15 protein-coding genes are annotated in these 15976 nt (G+C 71.0%); 10 read left to right on the forward strand and 5 right to left on the reverse strand.

The genetic code is table 11. The features are described from left to right. The first annotated feature begins 74 nt into the window (after positions 1-74). Positions 75-917: a polysaccharide deacetylase family protein gene (locus ABZX90_RS12550; protein ID WP_355204130.1), complete on the forward strand. Its 843-nt coding sequence runs from the start codon at positions 75-77 to the stop codon at positions 915-917. Positions 918-1029: 112 nt separating this feature from the next. Here ABZX90_RS12550 and ABZX90_RS12555 read toward each other — a convergent pair whose 3' ends face one another. Next, complete coding sequence (locus ABZX90_RS12555) at positions 1030-1692, reverse strand: class F sortase (RefSeq protein WP_355204133.1); 663 nt, start codon at positions 1690-1692, stop codon at positions 1030-1032. A gap of 331 nt (positions 1693-2023) precedes the next feature. Here ABZX90_RS12555 and ABZX90_RS12560 point away from each other — a divergent pair, with 331 nt between their 5' ends. After that, positions 2024-2515, forward strand: coding sequence for an LPXTG cell wall anchor domain-containing protein (locus tag ABZX90_RS12560; RefSeq protein WP_351120055.1), 492 nt, complete (start codon positions 2024-2026; stop codon positions 2513-2515). Between the two features lie 139 nt (positions 2516-2654). On the opposite strand, the gene ABZX90_RS12565 is transcribed toward ABZX90_RS12560, so the two are convergent. The 3 genes from ABZX90_RS12565 to ABZX90_RS12575 form a co-directional block, all read right to left on the reverse strand. Continuing rightward, positions 2655-3185, reverse strand: coding sequence for a hypothetical protein (locus tag ABZX90_RS12565; RefSeq protein ID WP_351120057.1), 531 nt, complete (start codon positions 3183-3185; stop codon positions 2655-2657). A gap of 223 nt (positions 3186-3408) precedes the next feature. Next, positions 3409-4173, reverse strand: coding sequence for a hypothetical protein (locus ABZX90_RS12570; protein ID WP_351120059.1), 765 nt, complete (start codon positions 4171-4173; stop codon positions 3409-3411). A gap of 16 nt (positions 4174-4189) precedes the next feature. Next, on the reverse strand, positions 4190-4816 hold the full coding sequence (locus tag ABZX90_RS12575) for a hypothetical protein (protein ID WP_355204138.1): 627 nt from the start codon (positions 4814-4816) through the stop codon (positions 4190-4192). Positions 4817-5087: 271 nt separating this feature from the next. On the opposite strand from ABZX90_RS12575, the gene ABZX90_RS12580 reads away from it, so the two are divergent. The 4 genes from ABZX90_RS12580 to ABZX90_RS12595 all read left to right on the forward strand — a co-directional run bounded on the left by ABZX90_RS12580 (position 5088) and on the right by ABZX90_RS12595 (position 10369). Beyond that, positions 5088-6032: an SCO0930 family lipoprotein gene (locus tag ABZX90_RS12580; RefSeq protein ID WP_351120063.1), complete on the forward strand. Its 945-nt coding sequence runs from the start codon at positions 5088-5090 to the stop codon at positions 6030-6032. 393 nt (positions 6033-6425) lie between these two features. Beyond that, positions 6426-7238, forward strand: a complete 813-nt coding sequence (locus ABZX90_RS12585) for an SAM-dependent methyltransferase (RefSeq protein ID WP_351120065.1) — start codon at positions 6426-6428, stop codon at positions 7236-7238. Next, positions 7235-9370: an EAL domain-containing protein gene (locus tag ABZX90_RS12590; protein ID WP_351120067.1), complete on the forward strand. Its 2136-nt coding sequence runs from the start codon at positions 7235-7237 to the stop codon at positions 9368-9370. Before ABZX90_RS12585 ends, ABZX90_RS12590 begins: the two co-directional genes overlap by 4 nt. 219 nt (positions 9371-9589) lie before the next feature. Next, complete coding sequence (locus ABZX90_RS12595; RefSeq protein WP_355204174.1) at positions 9590-10369, forward strand: oxidoreductase; 780 nt, start codon at positions 9590-9592, stop codon at positions 10367-10369. Positions 10370-10418: 49 nt separating this feature from the next. Here ABZX90_RS12595 and ABZX90_RS12600 read toward each other — a convergent pair whose 3' ends face one another. Then, positions 10419-11309: a LysR substrate-binding domain-containing protein gene (locus ABZX90_RS12600; RefSeq protein ID WP_351120071.1), complete on the reverse strand. Its 891-nt coding sequence runs from the start codon at positions 11307-11309 to the stop codon at positions 10419-10421. A gap of 120 nt (positions 11310-11429) precedes the next feature. Here ABZX90_RS12600 and ABZX90_RS12605 point away from each other — a divergent pair, with 120 nt between their 5' ends. From ABZX90_RS12605 to ABZX90_RS12620, 4 genes are all read left to right on the forward strand, one after another. After that, complete coding sequence (locus ABZX90_RS12605) at positions 11430-12101, forward strand: succinate dehydrogenase (RefSeq protein WP_351120073.1); 672 nt, start codon at positions 11430-11432, stop codon at positions 12099-12101. Positions 12102-12103: 2 nt separating this feature from the next. Then, a complete protein-coding gene (locus ABZX90_RS12610) occupies positions 12104-14056 on the forward strand; it encodes a fumarate reductase/succinate dehydrogenase flavoprotein subunit (protein ID WP_355204151.1) in 1953 nt (650 codons plus the stop codon). Then, positions 14053-14802, forward strand: coding sequence for a succinate dehydrogenase/fumarate reductase iron-sulfur subunit (locus ABZX90_RS12615; protein WP_351120076.1), 750 nt, complete (start codon positions 14053-14055; stop codon positions 14800-14802). The genes ABZX90_RS12610 and ABZX90_RS12615 overlap by 4 nt, the downstream gene beginning before the upstream one ends. Before the next feature lie 265 nt (positions 14803-15067). Continuing rightward, entirely contained in the window at positions 15068-15838 is a 771-nt protein-coding gene (locus ABZX90_RS12620; protein ID WP_351120078.1) for a GNAT family N-acyltransferase, read from the forward strand. Positions 15839-15976 lie beyond the last annotated feature (138 nt).

Below are 15976 nucleotides of genomic sequence, written 5' to 3' on the forward strand. Positions count from 1 at the left end.
CAGGCGGGTGCATTCGTGAGGCCCCTTCGGTGTTGCTCGGCGTGGCGGCCCCTCCGCCGGGTGACTGATTGGTCATGAAAACGGATCAGCTGATTACCCGGCGCCGGGCGTTGATCGCCGGCGCCGCCGTCCTGGGGGCGGCCGGTGCGGCGGGCACAGCCCGTGTCCTGACCTCCGACCAGGCGGCGAAGCCGGCCCGGAGCCTCCCCCTCTCCGGCCCGCGGGCGTCCCGCGCCCTCAAGCCGTCCGCCTACCGCCTCCAGCCGATCGCCGGATACGGCCCGCCGCGGAGCGCGCGCGCACGGACCCTCGTCCGGCACGAGCCCTTCCGGCGCATGTCCGGGCGCGGCCGCAGTATGGTGCTGACCTTCGACGACGGCCCCGACCCGCGCTACACCCCCGAGATCCTGCGCACCCTGCGCGAGTACGACGTGCGCGCGATGTTCTTCGTGTGCGGGGGGACGGCCGCCGACAACAAGGACCTGCTGAGCGAGATGGCCGACGACGGGCACATCGTCGGCAACCACACCTGGAGCCATCCGCTGCTGACCAAGCTCTCGCGCTCCGCGATCCGCTCCGAGATCGAGCGCACGAGCGAGGTCATCGACGACGCCTACGGCGAGCCGCCCGTCTGGTTCCGCGCGCCCTACGGGGCCTGGAACCGGGCGACCTTCCAGATCGGCGCCGAACTCGGCATGGAGCCCCTGGCCTGGACGGTCGACACGCTCGACTGGATGACGCCGGGCACTCGCTCGATCGTCGGCCGGGTCGAGAAGGAGGCCGCGCCGGGCGTCGTCGTCCTCTCGCACGACGCGGGCGGCGACCGCTCGCAGAGCGTGCGGGCGCTGCGCGTCTATCTCCCGCACCTGCTGGACTCCGGCTACCACATCACGGTGCCGCGCCGGAAATACGCCTAGAGCGGTCGGCGGATCCCCGCGCATCTCGCGTCGCGGGGATTTCGGCGAAAGCCGGTCGACGGGAGGTGAAGAACCTCGCCGACCGGCTTTCGCCCGCCCGGCCGGGAAACGCTCAGCGCACCTCGGCCAGGCGGGCGAAGACGACCACGTTTCCGTCGTAACCGTGCTGCTTGGAGAAACCGCCTCCGCAGGTGATGACGCGCAATTCCGGGGTGCCCTTGCTGTTGTACACACGGTCGCCGGGGAAATCGCTCTTCGCGAACACCTCGATGCCGTAGATGTCGAACACCGCGGTCTTCCCGTCCTTGCGCAGGACCTCGATCCGGTTTCCCTTCTTGAGCGCGCCGAGCCCGTAGAAGACGGCGGGGCCCCGCAGGTTGTCGACATGGCCCACGACCACCGCCGTGCCCTTCTCACCGGGCGAGACGGCGCCGGTGAACCAGCCCGCGAGATTCGGGTCGTCGGGCGGCGGCGCGTCGACCCAGCCGTCGGTGTCGAGGCCCACCGGCATCACCGGCGCGTCGACCCGGATGGCCGGGATCCGCACCCGGTCGACCACGGAGTACGGCAGCGGGTCGGGTGTGTTCGAGAAGGTGCCACCGGAGGTGCGGTTGTCCGCCGCGGCCGCCGAAGCGGGTTGCGGGGGGCCCACGTCGAACTCACCGGAACCATTCCGAATGAGTGCGAGGCCGGTCAGCAGAACAAGCGCTATCACGCCCCAAGGAGCGCGCTTCCTCTGCCGCTCCTCCTCTTCGGCCAGCTCGGACGCAGACATTCGCAATCCCCTCTCGACGCGGCCGTCGCCTCGTCATTCGCGCATATGAGCACGCTAATGGCAGCGGGGCCGCCGGGCGACGGGGAGCGGGCGAACGGGTGGCGGGACACAGGCCCCGTGCGCCATCCGAGTTGCCGTGACCAGGAATTTTCTGACAGTCCGTGACCTGCGGCAATATCCGATTGTGTGGAATTCTTTCGGCGTGTCTTCTCACCAGGACGGACCATTCCCGAAATGCGGGCCCGTGCACGGCATCTGAGGGTCTGTCTGGGAGGCGCTTTCTCGCCGATCCACCGGGGACGGTTCCCGGGGCGCCCCCGCGGAGGATCACATGCGAACTACTCGTGCCCTGGCGGTGTCTGCCGCCGCGGTCGCCGCCGTGGGGCTCGCCGCCCCGATGGCCGCGGCATGGAACACCCCGAGCAACATCGTCGCGATGCCCAGCGTCATCGCCCGCGGCGGCCAGCTGACCGTGACGGTCGACGGGTGCCCGAGAGGGGGCACCATGACCTCGCCCGCGTTCCGTGAGGCGAGGCTCTCGCCGCTCGTGGGCAGCCACAACGAGTCGTCGAGCGGAACGGCCACCATCAACCAGGACGCCCGTCCCGGCTCGTACGACATCACTGTCAACTGCGAGGGGACGGGCCCGCTGACCCGCCCGGCCGCCTTCACCGTCATCGGCGGTGTGCGCGGTGGTCTCGGCGGCAGCAGCTCCACCGGTGCCACGTCCACCGACATGGCGATCGGCGGCGGTCTGGTGGCCGCGGCGGCCGCCGGTGCCGGGGTGTTCTGGCTGCGCCGCAAGTCGGAGAAGCGCGTCTGACCATTCCGCGGGCGGAACGGCCGGCCCGACCCCTTCCGGGACCGGCCGTCCGCCGCGCGGAAGGCGCGCGGAACGCACGTGACAGCCCTTCGCCCCGGACCACCTGACAGGGTCCGGGGCGAAGGGCTGTGGCGCTCCGTCAGGAGTCGTCGGAGGCGGTGCGCCGGCGGGACATGTACCAGGCCGCGCCGACGGAACCGGCGATGAGCGCGGCTCCCAACCCGATCTCCTTCAGGTCGAAGCCGCCGACACTGCCGCCGACACCGGCCCGCACGCCCCGCTGCAGGGGGACCGGGGTCGGACTGGTCGGACGGCCACTGGCGATGGTGAGACCGGTACTGCCGCTCGCTCCGCCGCACGAGAACGTCACGTCGTACACGGCGCCGGGTCTGGCGTCCCAGTCGACCATGGCGGTGGCCGAGGACTGCCCCGGCGGGATGGTGACGGTGTCGAAGACCCCGGAGGTGACCGTGGCGCTTCCCTTGCACCCGCCCTCCCGCTTCAGGAGCAGCGACACCTGACCGCCCGCGGCGACCGTCGACGGCTGCACGCTGAAGGCGAACGGGGTGATGCCGTGGTCGTCCCGGTCACCGGCGAGGGCGGCGGGTGCGGTGAAGGTCAGGGCGGTCACGCCCAGCAGTGCGGCCGAAGCGACGCGTATCGCGAGCATGGTGAGTCTCCAGGTCCCCGAGGAGCCTTGCTGCGGACCTTTTCCGCTTGCGCCAGAAATGCACCTCGATGATCGAAACGCTAGGAAAGGGTGTGCGCGGGCGCGATCTCAGTCGCGCGAACGGGTCAATCGTGTGGGCCGTCCGGGGGACGGGATGCGGGCAACCGGGGGACTGACGCGGCGTGGCGTCCGTCCCCCGGCGGCTCGGCCCGGCAGGGATCCGTTACCCGGGAAGGTGCGGGAACAGCGCCGTGAAGGGTTCCGCCGACGCCGTGATCCCACGGCTGTAGGGCGCGTCGAAGTCCCAGATCAGGAAGAGCAGGAAGGCGATCAGGGCGGAGAACAGCCCGGCCAGGATCAACTCCCGGGCGGTGCGCCGGATCTGCAGCGCGAAGATCATCCCGACCGTGACCACGGCGCCCGTGATGAGCCCGAACCACACCACCCCCGGCATGGTCGCCCCCGTCGAGTCGGACCGGGCGCTGCGCGCCGCGTCGGCCGCCGTCACCTGGTCGACGAGCGGCTGGTAGGCCTGCGCCTCGAAGTCCGACTTCGGCTCGTAGTCGGTGACGTCGTGCCGGACGCGGTCGAGGAGCCGGCCGCCCTCGGCGGTCACCTCGCCGTGCTCGGCCATGGCCTTCCACTCGGTGGTGACCACGTGCTGGACGTACGCGTCGACATCGCCGCGGATGCGGTCACGCACGTCGGGCGGGTAGACCCGGACCCGCTCGGAGATCTCGTGCAGGGCCTGGGCCTCCGCCTGCACATGGTCCTGGGCGCCGCCGCGGGCCTCCCAGACACCGGCGATGGCCAGACCGAGGACGATGGCGTACACCACGCCGATCATCATCGTCATGTACTCGATGACGTCCGGGGTCTCGGTGGGGTCCTCGTCCTCGCTGGCCCTGCGATGGCGTACGAGGGTCACGATGAGAACCACGAGGCACGCGGCCGCCATCGCGAGGGCGAGAACAAGCCAATCCGACAAGGTTTGCCTCCAGGGGTCAGCGCGGGCGCAGCGCCGCGACGGCGAGCACTGCGGGCGCGGTGATGAGCAGGGTGAACGAGACCAGCGACGGGCCGTCGCGGGGCGGGTGCTTGTGCGGCGGGGTGCGGTACGCCGGATAGCTGACGGGCACCGGTGCGGGCGCGGGGCGCGCGCTCGGCGTGGGCTTGGGCTTCGGCGTGGGTCTCGGTGCCGCGACCGGCGCCGGCCGTGGCGGAACGGGCTTCGGCTTCGGCGCCGGTGGTGGCGGAGGCGGTGGGGGCGGCGGTGGTTCGGGCTTCGGCGCGTGGGTGGGCGGAGGGGGTGGCGTCGGCTTCGGCGGCGGAGGGGGTTTCGGGGGCGGCGGCGGGGTCGGTGTGGGGGTCGGCGGGCAGGGCGGTGGTGGGGTCGGGGCCGGGCACCGGGTGGTGGTCCCGGCGACCGCGACCGCCCCGCTGCCCGCGACCGCCCCGCTGCCCGCGACGGCCACCGCGGTGGTCCCGTCGCCGTCCGGGCCCGTCGAGGCGTACGCACAGGCGTCGGCCGCGGCCGTTCCACTCGGCGCGCCGACGAGGAGCCAGGTGAGCGCCGTCAGCGCCAATACCCGTATGACGAGGGCGGATCGGGTCCGTTGGGGTGCATGCACGACGAAGATCATGGGGCGCGGAGGACCAGGCCACGCCGGAGTGTCCGGGAATGCCCCCGAAGGGGGTACGTCCAACTCCCGGTGGTTTGACCGCAGAGCGGGAAGCGCGGGCGACGATCGAACGCGCGGGCGGACCGTGCCGCTCGCCGTCACAGCTTTCCGAAAGAAATTTGAGGCGTGTTTGAACACTCCTGCCCCTCCCGCCCGTACCTAGGGCCATGCGCGGCGCAGCAGGGCGCTGCACCATTTATGCGAACAGCGGGAGTTACCAATGAAGACCTCCTGGCGGAGCGCCTCACTCGTAGCGTCAGCTGCGGCCGTGCTGGCGCTCACGACGGCGTGTGGTCAGGAACAGGGCACCCCTTCGACGGGCAGCCAGAACGTGGGTGCTACCGCGGCCGCGGGTGGTTACGGGACGAGCACCACCGCGGGCAATGGCTACGACGCCGATTCCAAGGACCAGGCGACCGCCGGTGCCAAGGCGGAAGCCGCGGGCCAGCTCGCCGTGACGGAAAGCGCGAAGCTCGGCAAGGTGCTGACCGACGGCGCCGGATTCACTCTTTACCGCTTCGACAAGGACACCGCCGAGCCGCCGAAGTCGAGTTGTGACGGCGCCTGCGCCACCGCCTGGCCGCCCGTGCCCGCCGACGGTGCCGAGGCCGCCACCGGCGTCGACAAGTCGCTGCTCGGCGAGGTCACCCGGGCGGACGGCACGAAGCAGCTGACCATAGCCGGCTGGCCCATGTACCGGTACGCCAAGGACACCAAGGCCGGGGACGCCAACGGCCAGGGTGTGGGCGGCACTTGGTTCGCCTCGGCGCCCAATGGCAAGAAGGCGACGCTGGCCGACCTGCCGGGCCTGTCGGTCCGCAAGGACCCGAAGCTCGGCGAGATCATCGTCGACAAGAACGGCATGACCGTCTACCGCTTCATGAAGGACCAGGCCTGGCCCGTCTCGAAGTCGGCCTGCACGGGCGCCTGCCTGGAGAAGTGGCCCGCCGTCGCGCCGGTCTCCGAGGACGACACCAAGGGTGTGAAGAAGAAGGGCCTGATGCCCTTCACCCGCCCGGACGGTGTGAAGCAGATGTCGGTCAACTGCTGGCCGATCTACACCTTCTCCGGTGACACCGCCCCCGGGGACACCAACGGCCAGGGTGTGGGCGGCACGTGGTACGCCGTCTCGCCCGAAGGAAAGCCGGTCGGCGCGTCCGAGTAGTTGATCTCCTCCCCAGGATCCGCCCCCTCCGCACCGTACGGAGGGGGCGGACCCTTGCCGTGTCCGGGCGCGAGTGAAATATCGCCGCGGCCGCCGGGACGTGAAAGGTCCCGGCGAGATGGCCGGAATGTGAAAGCACGAGGCGGCCCTCCCGGCCGCGTGGCCACGCTTCGTGACACCGTGGAACTTTTTGGAATGCTTCGGAGCGATTTCGCAGGGGCGGTGAGTGGTGTGCGCGGGTGACGTTCGCAGGCGCAATTCGGCACGTGCCCGAGGCAGTGACCGGGAACGGACGGTCAATTTCCGTTTTGACTCGCTCCTTTGGCGGGCGATCAGTAGCCTCTGCTCGAACACCGGATCGCCTTCGCCGTCGCCTACGCCTTGGAGAGATAGATGGAGCGTCCCGCCTGGGCCCCCCGCAGCATTGACATCTCAGTGCCGAGCGTGTCCCGTATCTACGACTACTACCTGGGCGGTTCGCACAACTTCGAGGTAGACCGGGAAGCGGCACGCAAGGCGATGGAGTTCATGCCGGGACTTCCCAAGGTCATGCAGGCGAACCGGGCGTTCATGCGCCGGGCCGTTCGCTTCGCGGCGGGCGAGGGCATCGACCAGTTCCTCGACATCGGCTCCGGCATCCCGACGTTCGGCAACGTCCACGAGATCGCCCAGCGCACCCGGCCCGGCGCCCGGGTCGTGTACGTCGACCACGATCCGGTTGCCGTCGCACACAGTCAGGCCGTGCTGCGGGACAACGAGGACGCGGACGTCGTCGCCGCAGATCTGCTGAAGCCCCAGGAAATCCTGGCGAGCGCCCAGGTTCAGCAACTGATCGACCTGAACCGGCCGGTCGCCCTCCTTCTCGTTGCCATACTTCACTTCGTGGAAGACGCGGACGACCCGTACCGGGCGGTGGCCGAACTGCGCGACGCCCTCGCGCCGGGAAGCATGCTCGTCGTCACGCATGCCGCGTTCGAGGGAATTCCGCTCCCCCGGGAGCAGGCCGAGGGCGCGGTCGACGTCTACAAGAACATCCGCAACCCGCTGATCATGCGCACGCGCGAGGAGATCGCGCGGTTCTTCGAGGGGTACGACATGGTGGAACCCGGACTGGTGCCGATGCCGAACTGGCGGCCCGACACGGCACCCGAGGACGAGGATCCTTATTCGTTCTCCGCGTTCGGCGGCGTGGGACGCACGGCGTGACCGCCGAGCCGGACGGGCCGGAGGACAGACTGCGCCGGTTCGCGACGATCTGGAGCCGCGCGGTCTTCCCGGTCACCTCCACCTCGCTGACCCGGCCCGAGTTCGAGGAACAACTGCTGCCGCTCGCCCGGCGGTTGAGTGAGGCCCTGCGGGCCAGGAACTTCGAGGCGGCCGCGGGACGGACCGTCGGCGCCGCACTCGTCGCCGCCCACTGCACCGACCCCGAGGCGCTCAGCCGAGCCCTCGACTGCGTCGACGCCTACCTGGTGCTCTACTGCGGCGAGGACGGGCCCCAGGAGGCGCTGCGGACGCGGTCCGCGCGGCTCCAGCACGCCATGGCCGCCGGGTACGCGCAGGCGCTGCGGGAGCGGACGCTCGCCGAGCAGCAGGCCATCTCCCAGGCGGCGTTGACCGCGCGCAGCGCGGTCGCCGAGGCGCTCCACGACAGCGAGGCCCGCTTCCGCGCGGTTTTCGAGGGCGCCGCCATAGGAATCGGCATCGCCGATCTCGAAGGCAACATCCTCCAGGTCAACGGGGCCCTGCTGCGCATGTTCGGCGGCTCCGAGCAGTCCATGCGCGGCCGCAGGGTCACCGAGTGGACGCACGCCGAGGACGCTCCCCAGGTCTGGCGGCTGTACGAGGAGTTGGTGAGCGGCGAGCGCGAGCACTACCACGTCGAGAAGGCCTTCTACCGCCCTGACGGCACCGCCCTGTGGACCAACCTGACGGTCTCGCTGCTGCGCGACGCGGACGGCGAACCCCAGTACCAGCTGGCGCTGATGGAGGACACGACCGAGCGGCGGCTGCTCAATCTGCGGCTGCGCTACGAGGCGACGCACGACGCGCTCACCGGACTGCCCAACCGGACCCTGTTCTTCGAGCGCCTGGAGAAGGCGCTGGCCGCGGGCGACGGGCAGCGCTTCGGGCTGTGCTACCTCGACCTCGACGGCTTCAAGACCATCAACGACAGCCTCGGGCACGCGGCCGGCGACCGGCTGCTCGTCGAGGTCGCCGACCGCCTCCAGTCCTGCGCGACCGCCCCCGGCGAGATGGTCGCCCGGCTCGGCGGCGACGAGTTCGTGGCCCTCACCACCGGCCCGAACACCGAGCGCGAGGTCGACGAGCTGGCCGGGCGCATCATGAACGCGCTCGTCACCCCGATCAGCATCGACGGCCGTGACCTGACCGTGCGGGGCAGCGTCGGCGTCGTCGAGGGCCCCGCCGGGGAGCGCGGCGCCGCCGAGGTGCTGCGCAGCGCCGACATCACGATGTACCGGGCCAAGTCCGCGGGCGGCAACCGCTTCGAACTGGCCGACCCCGAGGCCGACGCCCGCGCCATCACCCGCAACGGCCTCACCACCGCGCTGCCCGCCGCCCTGGACCGGGGCGAGTTCTTCATCGAGTACCAGCCGCTGGTGCACCTCGGCGACGGCAGTGTGCGCGGCGCGGAGGCCCTGGTGCGCTGGCTGCACCCGCAGCACGGTGTCCTCGGCCCCGACCGGTTCATCCCGCTCGCCGAGCACACCGGACTGATCGTGCCGCTCGGCCGCTGGGTGCTGGAGCAGTCGGTGCGCCAGGCCCGCACCTGGCAGGAACGGCACTCCGGCGCGGTCCCGCTCCGCGTCAACGTCAACCTCTCGCCGTGCCAGCTGACCCATCCGGGACTGGTCCAGGACACGGTCGACATCCTGGAACGCGAAGGCCTCGACGCCCGGGCGCTGTGCCTGGAGGTCACCGAGTCCGCGCTGATCGGCGCCGACGACGACCTGCTCAAACCGCTGCGCCGACTGGCCGAGATGGGCGTCGACATCGCCCTCGACGACTTCGGCACCGGCTACTCGAATCTCGCGAACCTCCGTCGCCTGCCGGTCAGCATTCTCAAGCTGGACCGCTCCTTCACCCAGGGCATGCAGCAGTTCCCGGCGGATCCGGTCGACCTGAAGATCGTCGAGGGCATCGTCTCCCTCGCCCACAGCCTCGACCTCACGGTCACGGTCGAGGGTGTGGAGACCGGCGCCCAGGCCGAACAACTGCGGATACTGGGCTGCGACACCGCCCAGGGCTGGTACTACGCCCGGCCGGGGCCGCCGGAGCGGCTGCACGAGCTGGCGCTGGTGGACGCGACCGCCTGAGGGATCCCACGCGGCGTGGTCTCCTGGAACGGAGGCCACGCCGCGCTGTCGTACGACGGAGGCCGCGCCGGGCTGTCGTACGAGGGCGGCCCGCCGGCCCTGCCGGACGTCGTGACCGGCACGGCGGCCGGGGCGTCCGTCGTGCGGGACGCCTCGCGCGCCCGGCCCTTCGTGTGCCTCACTGACAGAACGCACCTCCCACAGATGGAGCCGAGACGGATGAGCACGGAACTTCAGGGCAGGACCGCGGTCGTCACCGGAGCCAGCAAGGGCATCGGACTCGCCGTCACCGAGGCGCTGACCGGCGCGGGCGCGACGGTGGTCGCCGGCTCCCGCGGCACATCCCCGGGCCTCGACGCGCTGGTCGACAAGGGCCACGTCACCTGGGTGCCGGTCGACCTCGCCGAACCCGACGCCGCCGGGCGGCTCGTCGAGGCGGCCGGCGGGCGGATCGACGTCCTGGTCAACAATGTGGGCTCGGCCCCCGCCCGCACCGGTGGCTTCCTGTCGGTGACCGACGAGGAGTGGCGGCGCACCGTCGATCTGAACCTGCTCACGGCCGTCCGGGTCACCCGTGCGGCCCTGCCGTCGATGCTGGCCGCCGGGCACGGCTCGATCGTGACGATCGGCTCGGTCAACGCGACCCTGCCCGACCCCCTGGTGATCGACTACAGCGCGGGCAAGGCCGCCCTGGTCGCGTTCTCCAAGGCGCTGTCGAAGGAGGTCGGCCCGAAGGGCATCCGGGTCAACACCGTGAGCCCCGGCCCGGTCGAGACCGAGCTGTGGCTGGGCGGCGGGGGAGTGGCCGCGACGGTCTCGGCCGCCGCCGGGCTGACCCCCGACGACGTGGTCGCCCAGGCGTCCCGCGCGACCGTCACCGGCCGCTTCTCCTCGCCGTCCGAGGTCGCCGACCTGGTTCTCTTCCTCGCCGGGGACCGCGCGGACAACATCACCGGCAGCGACTTCGTCATCGACGGCGGCCTGATCCCGACGTGGTGAACCGGGCCGGGCCCGCCGTCCTTCGCCGGGCGCCCGGCTCCGCCCGCCGTCAGCGTTCCAGCAGCATCCGCTGAAGCTCCCGGGCCGCCCGCGGCGGCGCCACGTCGCTGCGGTGCGCCAGCGCGATCGTCCGGTGGAGACCGGGCCGGGCCAGCGGCGTCACCCGCAGACCGCGCCCGGACCGGGTGGCGACCATACGCGGGACGACGGCCACGCCGAGGCCGGCCCGGACGAAGCCGAGGACCGCGTCCATCTCGCCGCCCTCGACCGCGAAGTCGGGCTCGAAGCCCTCGGCGCGACAGGCCGCGACGGTCAGTTCCCGCAGGTCGTAGCCGTGCCGGAACATCACAAGCCGCTCGCCCTCCAGATCGGCGACGCGCACCGTGCGGCGGCTGCCGCCACCGCCGGGCGCCGGGGCCTCCGGCGACGACACCACCACCAGGTCCTCGCGCAGCAGCTCCACCGTGGTCAGCGCGGGGGACGGGGTGGGCAGCGGGAGGACGACCAGGGCGAGGTCCAGGGCGCCGCGCGCGAGCTCCCGTACGAGATCGTGCGAGCCGCCCTCCTCGATCAGCAGACGGATGCCCGGATAGCGGTCGTGGAAGGCGCGCAGCACGTCGGGCAGCAGGCCGGTGCACAGACTCGGGGTCGCTCCGAGCCGCACCCGGCCGCTGCGCAACTGGGCCAGCTCCTGCACCTCGTGCCGGGCCGTGTCCGCGTCGGCGAGGATGCGCCGGGCCAGCGGCAGCAGCGCCTCGCCCGCGTCGGTGAGTGTGATGTTCCCGCGCGCCCGCAGGAACAGATCCGCCCCCAACTCCCGCTCCAGCGACTTGATCTGCTGGGACAGCGAGGGCTGCGCGACATGCACCAGGTCGGCGGCCCGGGTGAAATGCCGGGTCTCCGCCACGGCCACGAAGTACTGGAGCTGCTGGAACTGCATCCCCCGACGATAGTCCATGCCTATGGAATCCAGCCGGACCATGTCTTGGACTGATCGGTTCACCGAGGCCTAGCGTTCTGTCCCATGGCTCTGGCAACACGGACGGACCGACGGCCGTCCATGGCACGCACCGTGTGGGACAGCTCCGTCGGCAAGAAGACCGTGATGGCCGTCAGCGGCCTGATCATGCTGCTCTACCTGGTCGCCCACATGATCGGGAATCTGAAGATCTACTTCGGCGCGGGCGAGTTCGACCACTACGCGCACTGGCTGCGCACCGTCGGCGAACCCTTCATGCACTACGAGTGGACGCTGTGGCTCATCCGTGTGGTGCTGGTCCTCGCCGTGGTCGCGCACGCCGTCTCCGCGTACCAGCTCAGCCGCCGCGACATCAGGGCGCGCCCCAGCAAGTACGTCCACCGGAAGCGGCGGGCGAGCTACGCCACGCGCACCATGCGCTGGGGCGGGATCATCCTCGGCCTGTTCATCGTCTGGCACATCCTCGACCTGACGACCGGCACGGTGCACTCCGGCGGCTTCCAGGAGGGCCACCCGTACCAGAACGTCGTGGACACCTTCTCCACCTGGTACGGCAACGTCATCTACATCGTCGCGATGCTCGCGCTCGGCCTGCACGTGCGACACGGCTTCTGGAGCGCCGCCCAGACCCTCGGGGCCGGCAGCCGCACCCGTGACCGTGCCCTGAAGACCATCGCGAATGCCCTCGCGCTGCTGCTCACGGCGGGCTTCATCGCCGTACCCGTGGGCGTCATGACCGGAGTGGTGAGCTGAACATGACCGCTGAATACGCCCACTTCACGACCGGGGAGCCGGTCGCCGACACCAAGGCACCCGCCGGCCCGGTCGACGAGCGCTGGGACAAGCGCCGCTTCGAGGCCAAGCTGGTCAACCCGGCCAACCGCCGCAAGCACACCGTGATCGTCGTCGGCACCGGCCTCGCGGGCGGCTCCGCGGGCGCCACGCTCGCCGAACAGGGCTACCACGTCGTCCAGTTCTGCTACCAGGACTCCCCGCGCCGCGCCCACTCGATCGCCGCGCAGGGCGGCATCAACGCCGCGAAGAACTACCGCAACGACGGCGACTCGGTCCACCGGCTCTTCTACGACACCGTCAAGGGCGGCGACTTCAGGGCGCGCGAGTCCAACGTCCACCGCCTGGCGCAGATCTCGGTCGAGATCATCGACCAGTGCGTCGCCCAGGGCGTGCCGTTCGCGCGCGAGTACGGCGGCCTGCTCGACACCCGCTCCTTCGGCGGCGTCCAGGTCTCCCGCACCTTCTACGCCCGCGGGCAGACCGGCCAGCAACTCCTGCTCGGCGCCTACCAGGCGCTGTCCCGGCAGATCGCCGCCGGGAACGTGGAGATGCACCCGCGCACCGAGATGCTCGACCTGATCGTCGTCGACGGACGGGCCCGCGGCATCGTGGCCCGTGACCTGATCACCGGCAGGATCGACACGTACTACGCGGACGCCGTCGTCCTGGCGAGCGGCGGCTACGGCAACGTCTTCTACCTCTCGACGAACGCCATGAACTCCAACGCCACCGCCGTCTGGCGGGCCCACCGGCGCGGCGCGTACTTCGCCAACCCCTGCTTCACCCAGATCCACCCCACCTGCATCCCGCGTACCGGCGACCACCAGTCGAAGCTGACCCTGATGAGCGAGTCGCTGCGCAACGACGGCCGCATCTGGGTGCCGAAGGCCAAGGGCGACACCCGCCCGCCGAACGAGATCCCCGAGGACGAGCGCGACTACTACCTGGAGCGGATCTACCCGTCCTTCGGCAACCTCGTACCCCGCGACATCGCCTCCCGCGCCGCCAAGAACGTCTGCGACGAGGGCAGGGGAGTGGGCCCCGGCGGCCAGGGCGTCTACCTGGACTTCGCCGACGCCGTCCGCCGGATGGGCCGGTCCGCGGTCGAGGAGAAGTACGGCAACCTCTTCGACATGTACGCCCGGATCACCGCCGAGGACCCGTACACCGTGCCGATGCGGATCTACCCCGCCGTGCACTACACGATGGGCGGACTGTGGGTCGACTACGACCTCCAGACCACCGTCCCCGGCCTGTTCGCCATCGGCGAGGCCAACTTCTCCGACCACGGCGCGAACCGGCTCGGCGCCTCGGCCCTCATGCAGGGACTCGCGGACGGCTACTTCGTCCTGCCGTCGACCATCAACGACTACCTCGCCCGCAACCCGCACCATGAAGAGGTGGGCGACGAACACCCTGCCGTCCAGGAGGTGCTGGCCGAGACGGAGGACCGGCTGCGGCTGCTCCTCGCCGTCGACGGAGACCGCACCCCCGACTCCTTCCACCGCGAACTCGGCGAACTCATGTGGGAGTTCTGCGGCATGGCCCGCACGGAGAGCGGGCTGCGCAAGGCACTGGAACGCATCCCGCAGATCCGCGAGGAGTTCTGGCGGCGCATCAAGGTGCCCGGCACCGGAGAAGAGTTCAACCAGTCTCTGGAGAAGGCCAACCGGATCGTCGACTACCTCGAACTCGCCGAGCTGATGTGCCTGGACGCGCTGCACCGCGCCGAGTCCTGCGGCGGCCACTTCCGCGAGGAGTCCCAGACCCCGGACGGCGAAGCGGCCCGCCGGGACGAGGACTTCTCGTACGCCGCGGCCTGGGAGTTCACCGACACCGGCGCCGCACCCGTCCTGCACAAGGAAGACCTCGTCTTCGAGTACGTCCACCCCACCCAGCGGAGCTACGCATGAAGCTCACCCTGCGCGTCTGGCGGCAGAAGAACGCCGACGCCGACGGAGCGATGTCCACGTACGAGGTGGACGGCATCTCGGCCGACATGTCCTTCCTGGAGATGCTCGACACCCTCAACGAGGAGCTCATCCTCAAGGGCGACGACCCCGTCGCTTTCGACCACGACTGCCGCGAGGGCATCTGCGGCGCCTGCAGCCTGGTCATCAACGGCGACGCGCACGGCCCCGAGCGCACCACCACCTGCCAGCTCCACATGCGGTCCTTCCACGACGGCGACACGATCGACATCGAGCCGTGGCGTGCCTCCGCCTTCCCGGTCGTGAAGGACCTCGTGGTCGACCGCTCCGCCTTCGACCGCATCATCCAGGCCGGCGGCTACATCACCGCCCCGACCGGCGCCGCTCCCGAGGCGCACGCCACGCCCGTACCCAAACCCGACGCCGACTTCGCCTTCGAGCACGCCGAGTGCATCGGCTGCGGCGCTTGTGTCGCGGCCTGCCCGAACGGCGCCGCGATGCTGTTCACCTCCGCCAAGATCAACCACCTGAACGTGCTGCCGCAGGGCGCGCCCGAGCGGGAGACCCGGGTGCTCGACATGGTGGCGCGGATGGACGACGAGGGCTTCGGCGGCTGCACCCTCACCGGGGAGTGCGCGACCGCCTGCCCGAAGGGCATCCCGCTGTTCTCCATCACCAGCATGAACAAGGAGTGGCTGCGAGCCACCCGCAAGGCGGGCAAGCGTTAGGTACAAAGTCGTTCGCCGTACGGTGCGGACGGGCGGGACCGGGTGTGGTGCTCACGCCCCGGTCCCGTCTCGCTTTCCGGGGCACCCCTGGCATTCAACATCCTCACATCCGCCCTCCTGGCACTGGTCACGCGCACGCCAACCGGCATCGGAAGAACAGGAGCGCGCAGACCGTTCGGATCCGGCCTGCCTCCCCCAAGCTCTCAAATCCGTTCGAGCAGGGGGTACCCCCTCCGCCGAACCGGCCCGTGACCAGGAGAGTGCCATGACCGGCGTTTCCACCCTCGACAGCCCGCCCCAGCCCGTCACCCCCACCCGCTACACCGTCACCCTGGCCCGCGACGAGGCCGATGTCCGGGCCGCGCAGCGACTGCGCCACGACGTCTTCGCCGGGGAGATGGGCGCCCTCCTGAACACCCCGCAGCCCGGCCTCGACATCGACGCCTTCGACGCGTACTGCGACCACCTGCTCGTCCGCGACACGGAGACCGGCCAGGTCGTCGGCACCTACCGGCTGCTGCCGCCCGAGCGCGCCGCGATCGCCGGACGGCTCTACTCGGAGAGCGAGTTCGACCTCGGGCCGCTGGCCGAAATCCGCTCCGGGCTGGTCGAGGTCGGCCGCTCCTGCGTCCACCCCGACCACCGCGACGGCGCGGTCATCGGCCTGATCTGGGCCGGGATAGCCCGCTACATGGTGGACGGCGGCCACGAGTGGCTCGCCGGGTGCTGCTCCATACCGCTCGCCGACGGCGGCACGCTCGCCGCCGGCACCTGGGACCGGGTGCAGGCCAAGCACCTGGCGCCGGAGGAGTTCCGCGTCCGTCCGCTGCTGCCCTGGAGCGCGGAGGGCATCGCCCGCCCCGAGCGCACCGAACTGCCCCCGCTGCTGCGCGGCTATCTGCGCCTGGGCGCCTGGGTGTGCGGCGAGCCGTCGCACGACGCGGACTTCGGTGTCGCCGACATGTATGTGCTGCTGTCGATGCGCCGGGTCAACCCGCGCTACCTCCGGCACTTCCTCTCGCTCGTTCCCGCCTGATGAGCACGCCCCGCACCGGAGCGCCGCGTCTCACGGTCGTCCGCCGTCCACGGTTCGGCGGAGGGCCGGGAGCGGCGCTGCTCCCCGGAACCGCCCCGGCGCCGCGGCCGGCCGCCGGTACCGTCCCCGCGCCGCGGC

This window comes from Streptomyces sp. NPDC002935, from assembly GCF_040611295.1.
In the GTDB taxonomy this organism is placed as follows: domain Bacteria; phylum Actinomycetota; class Actinomycetes; order Streptomycetales; family Streptomycetaceae; genus Streptomyces.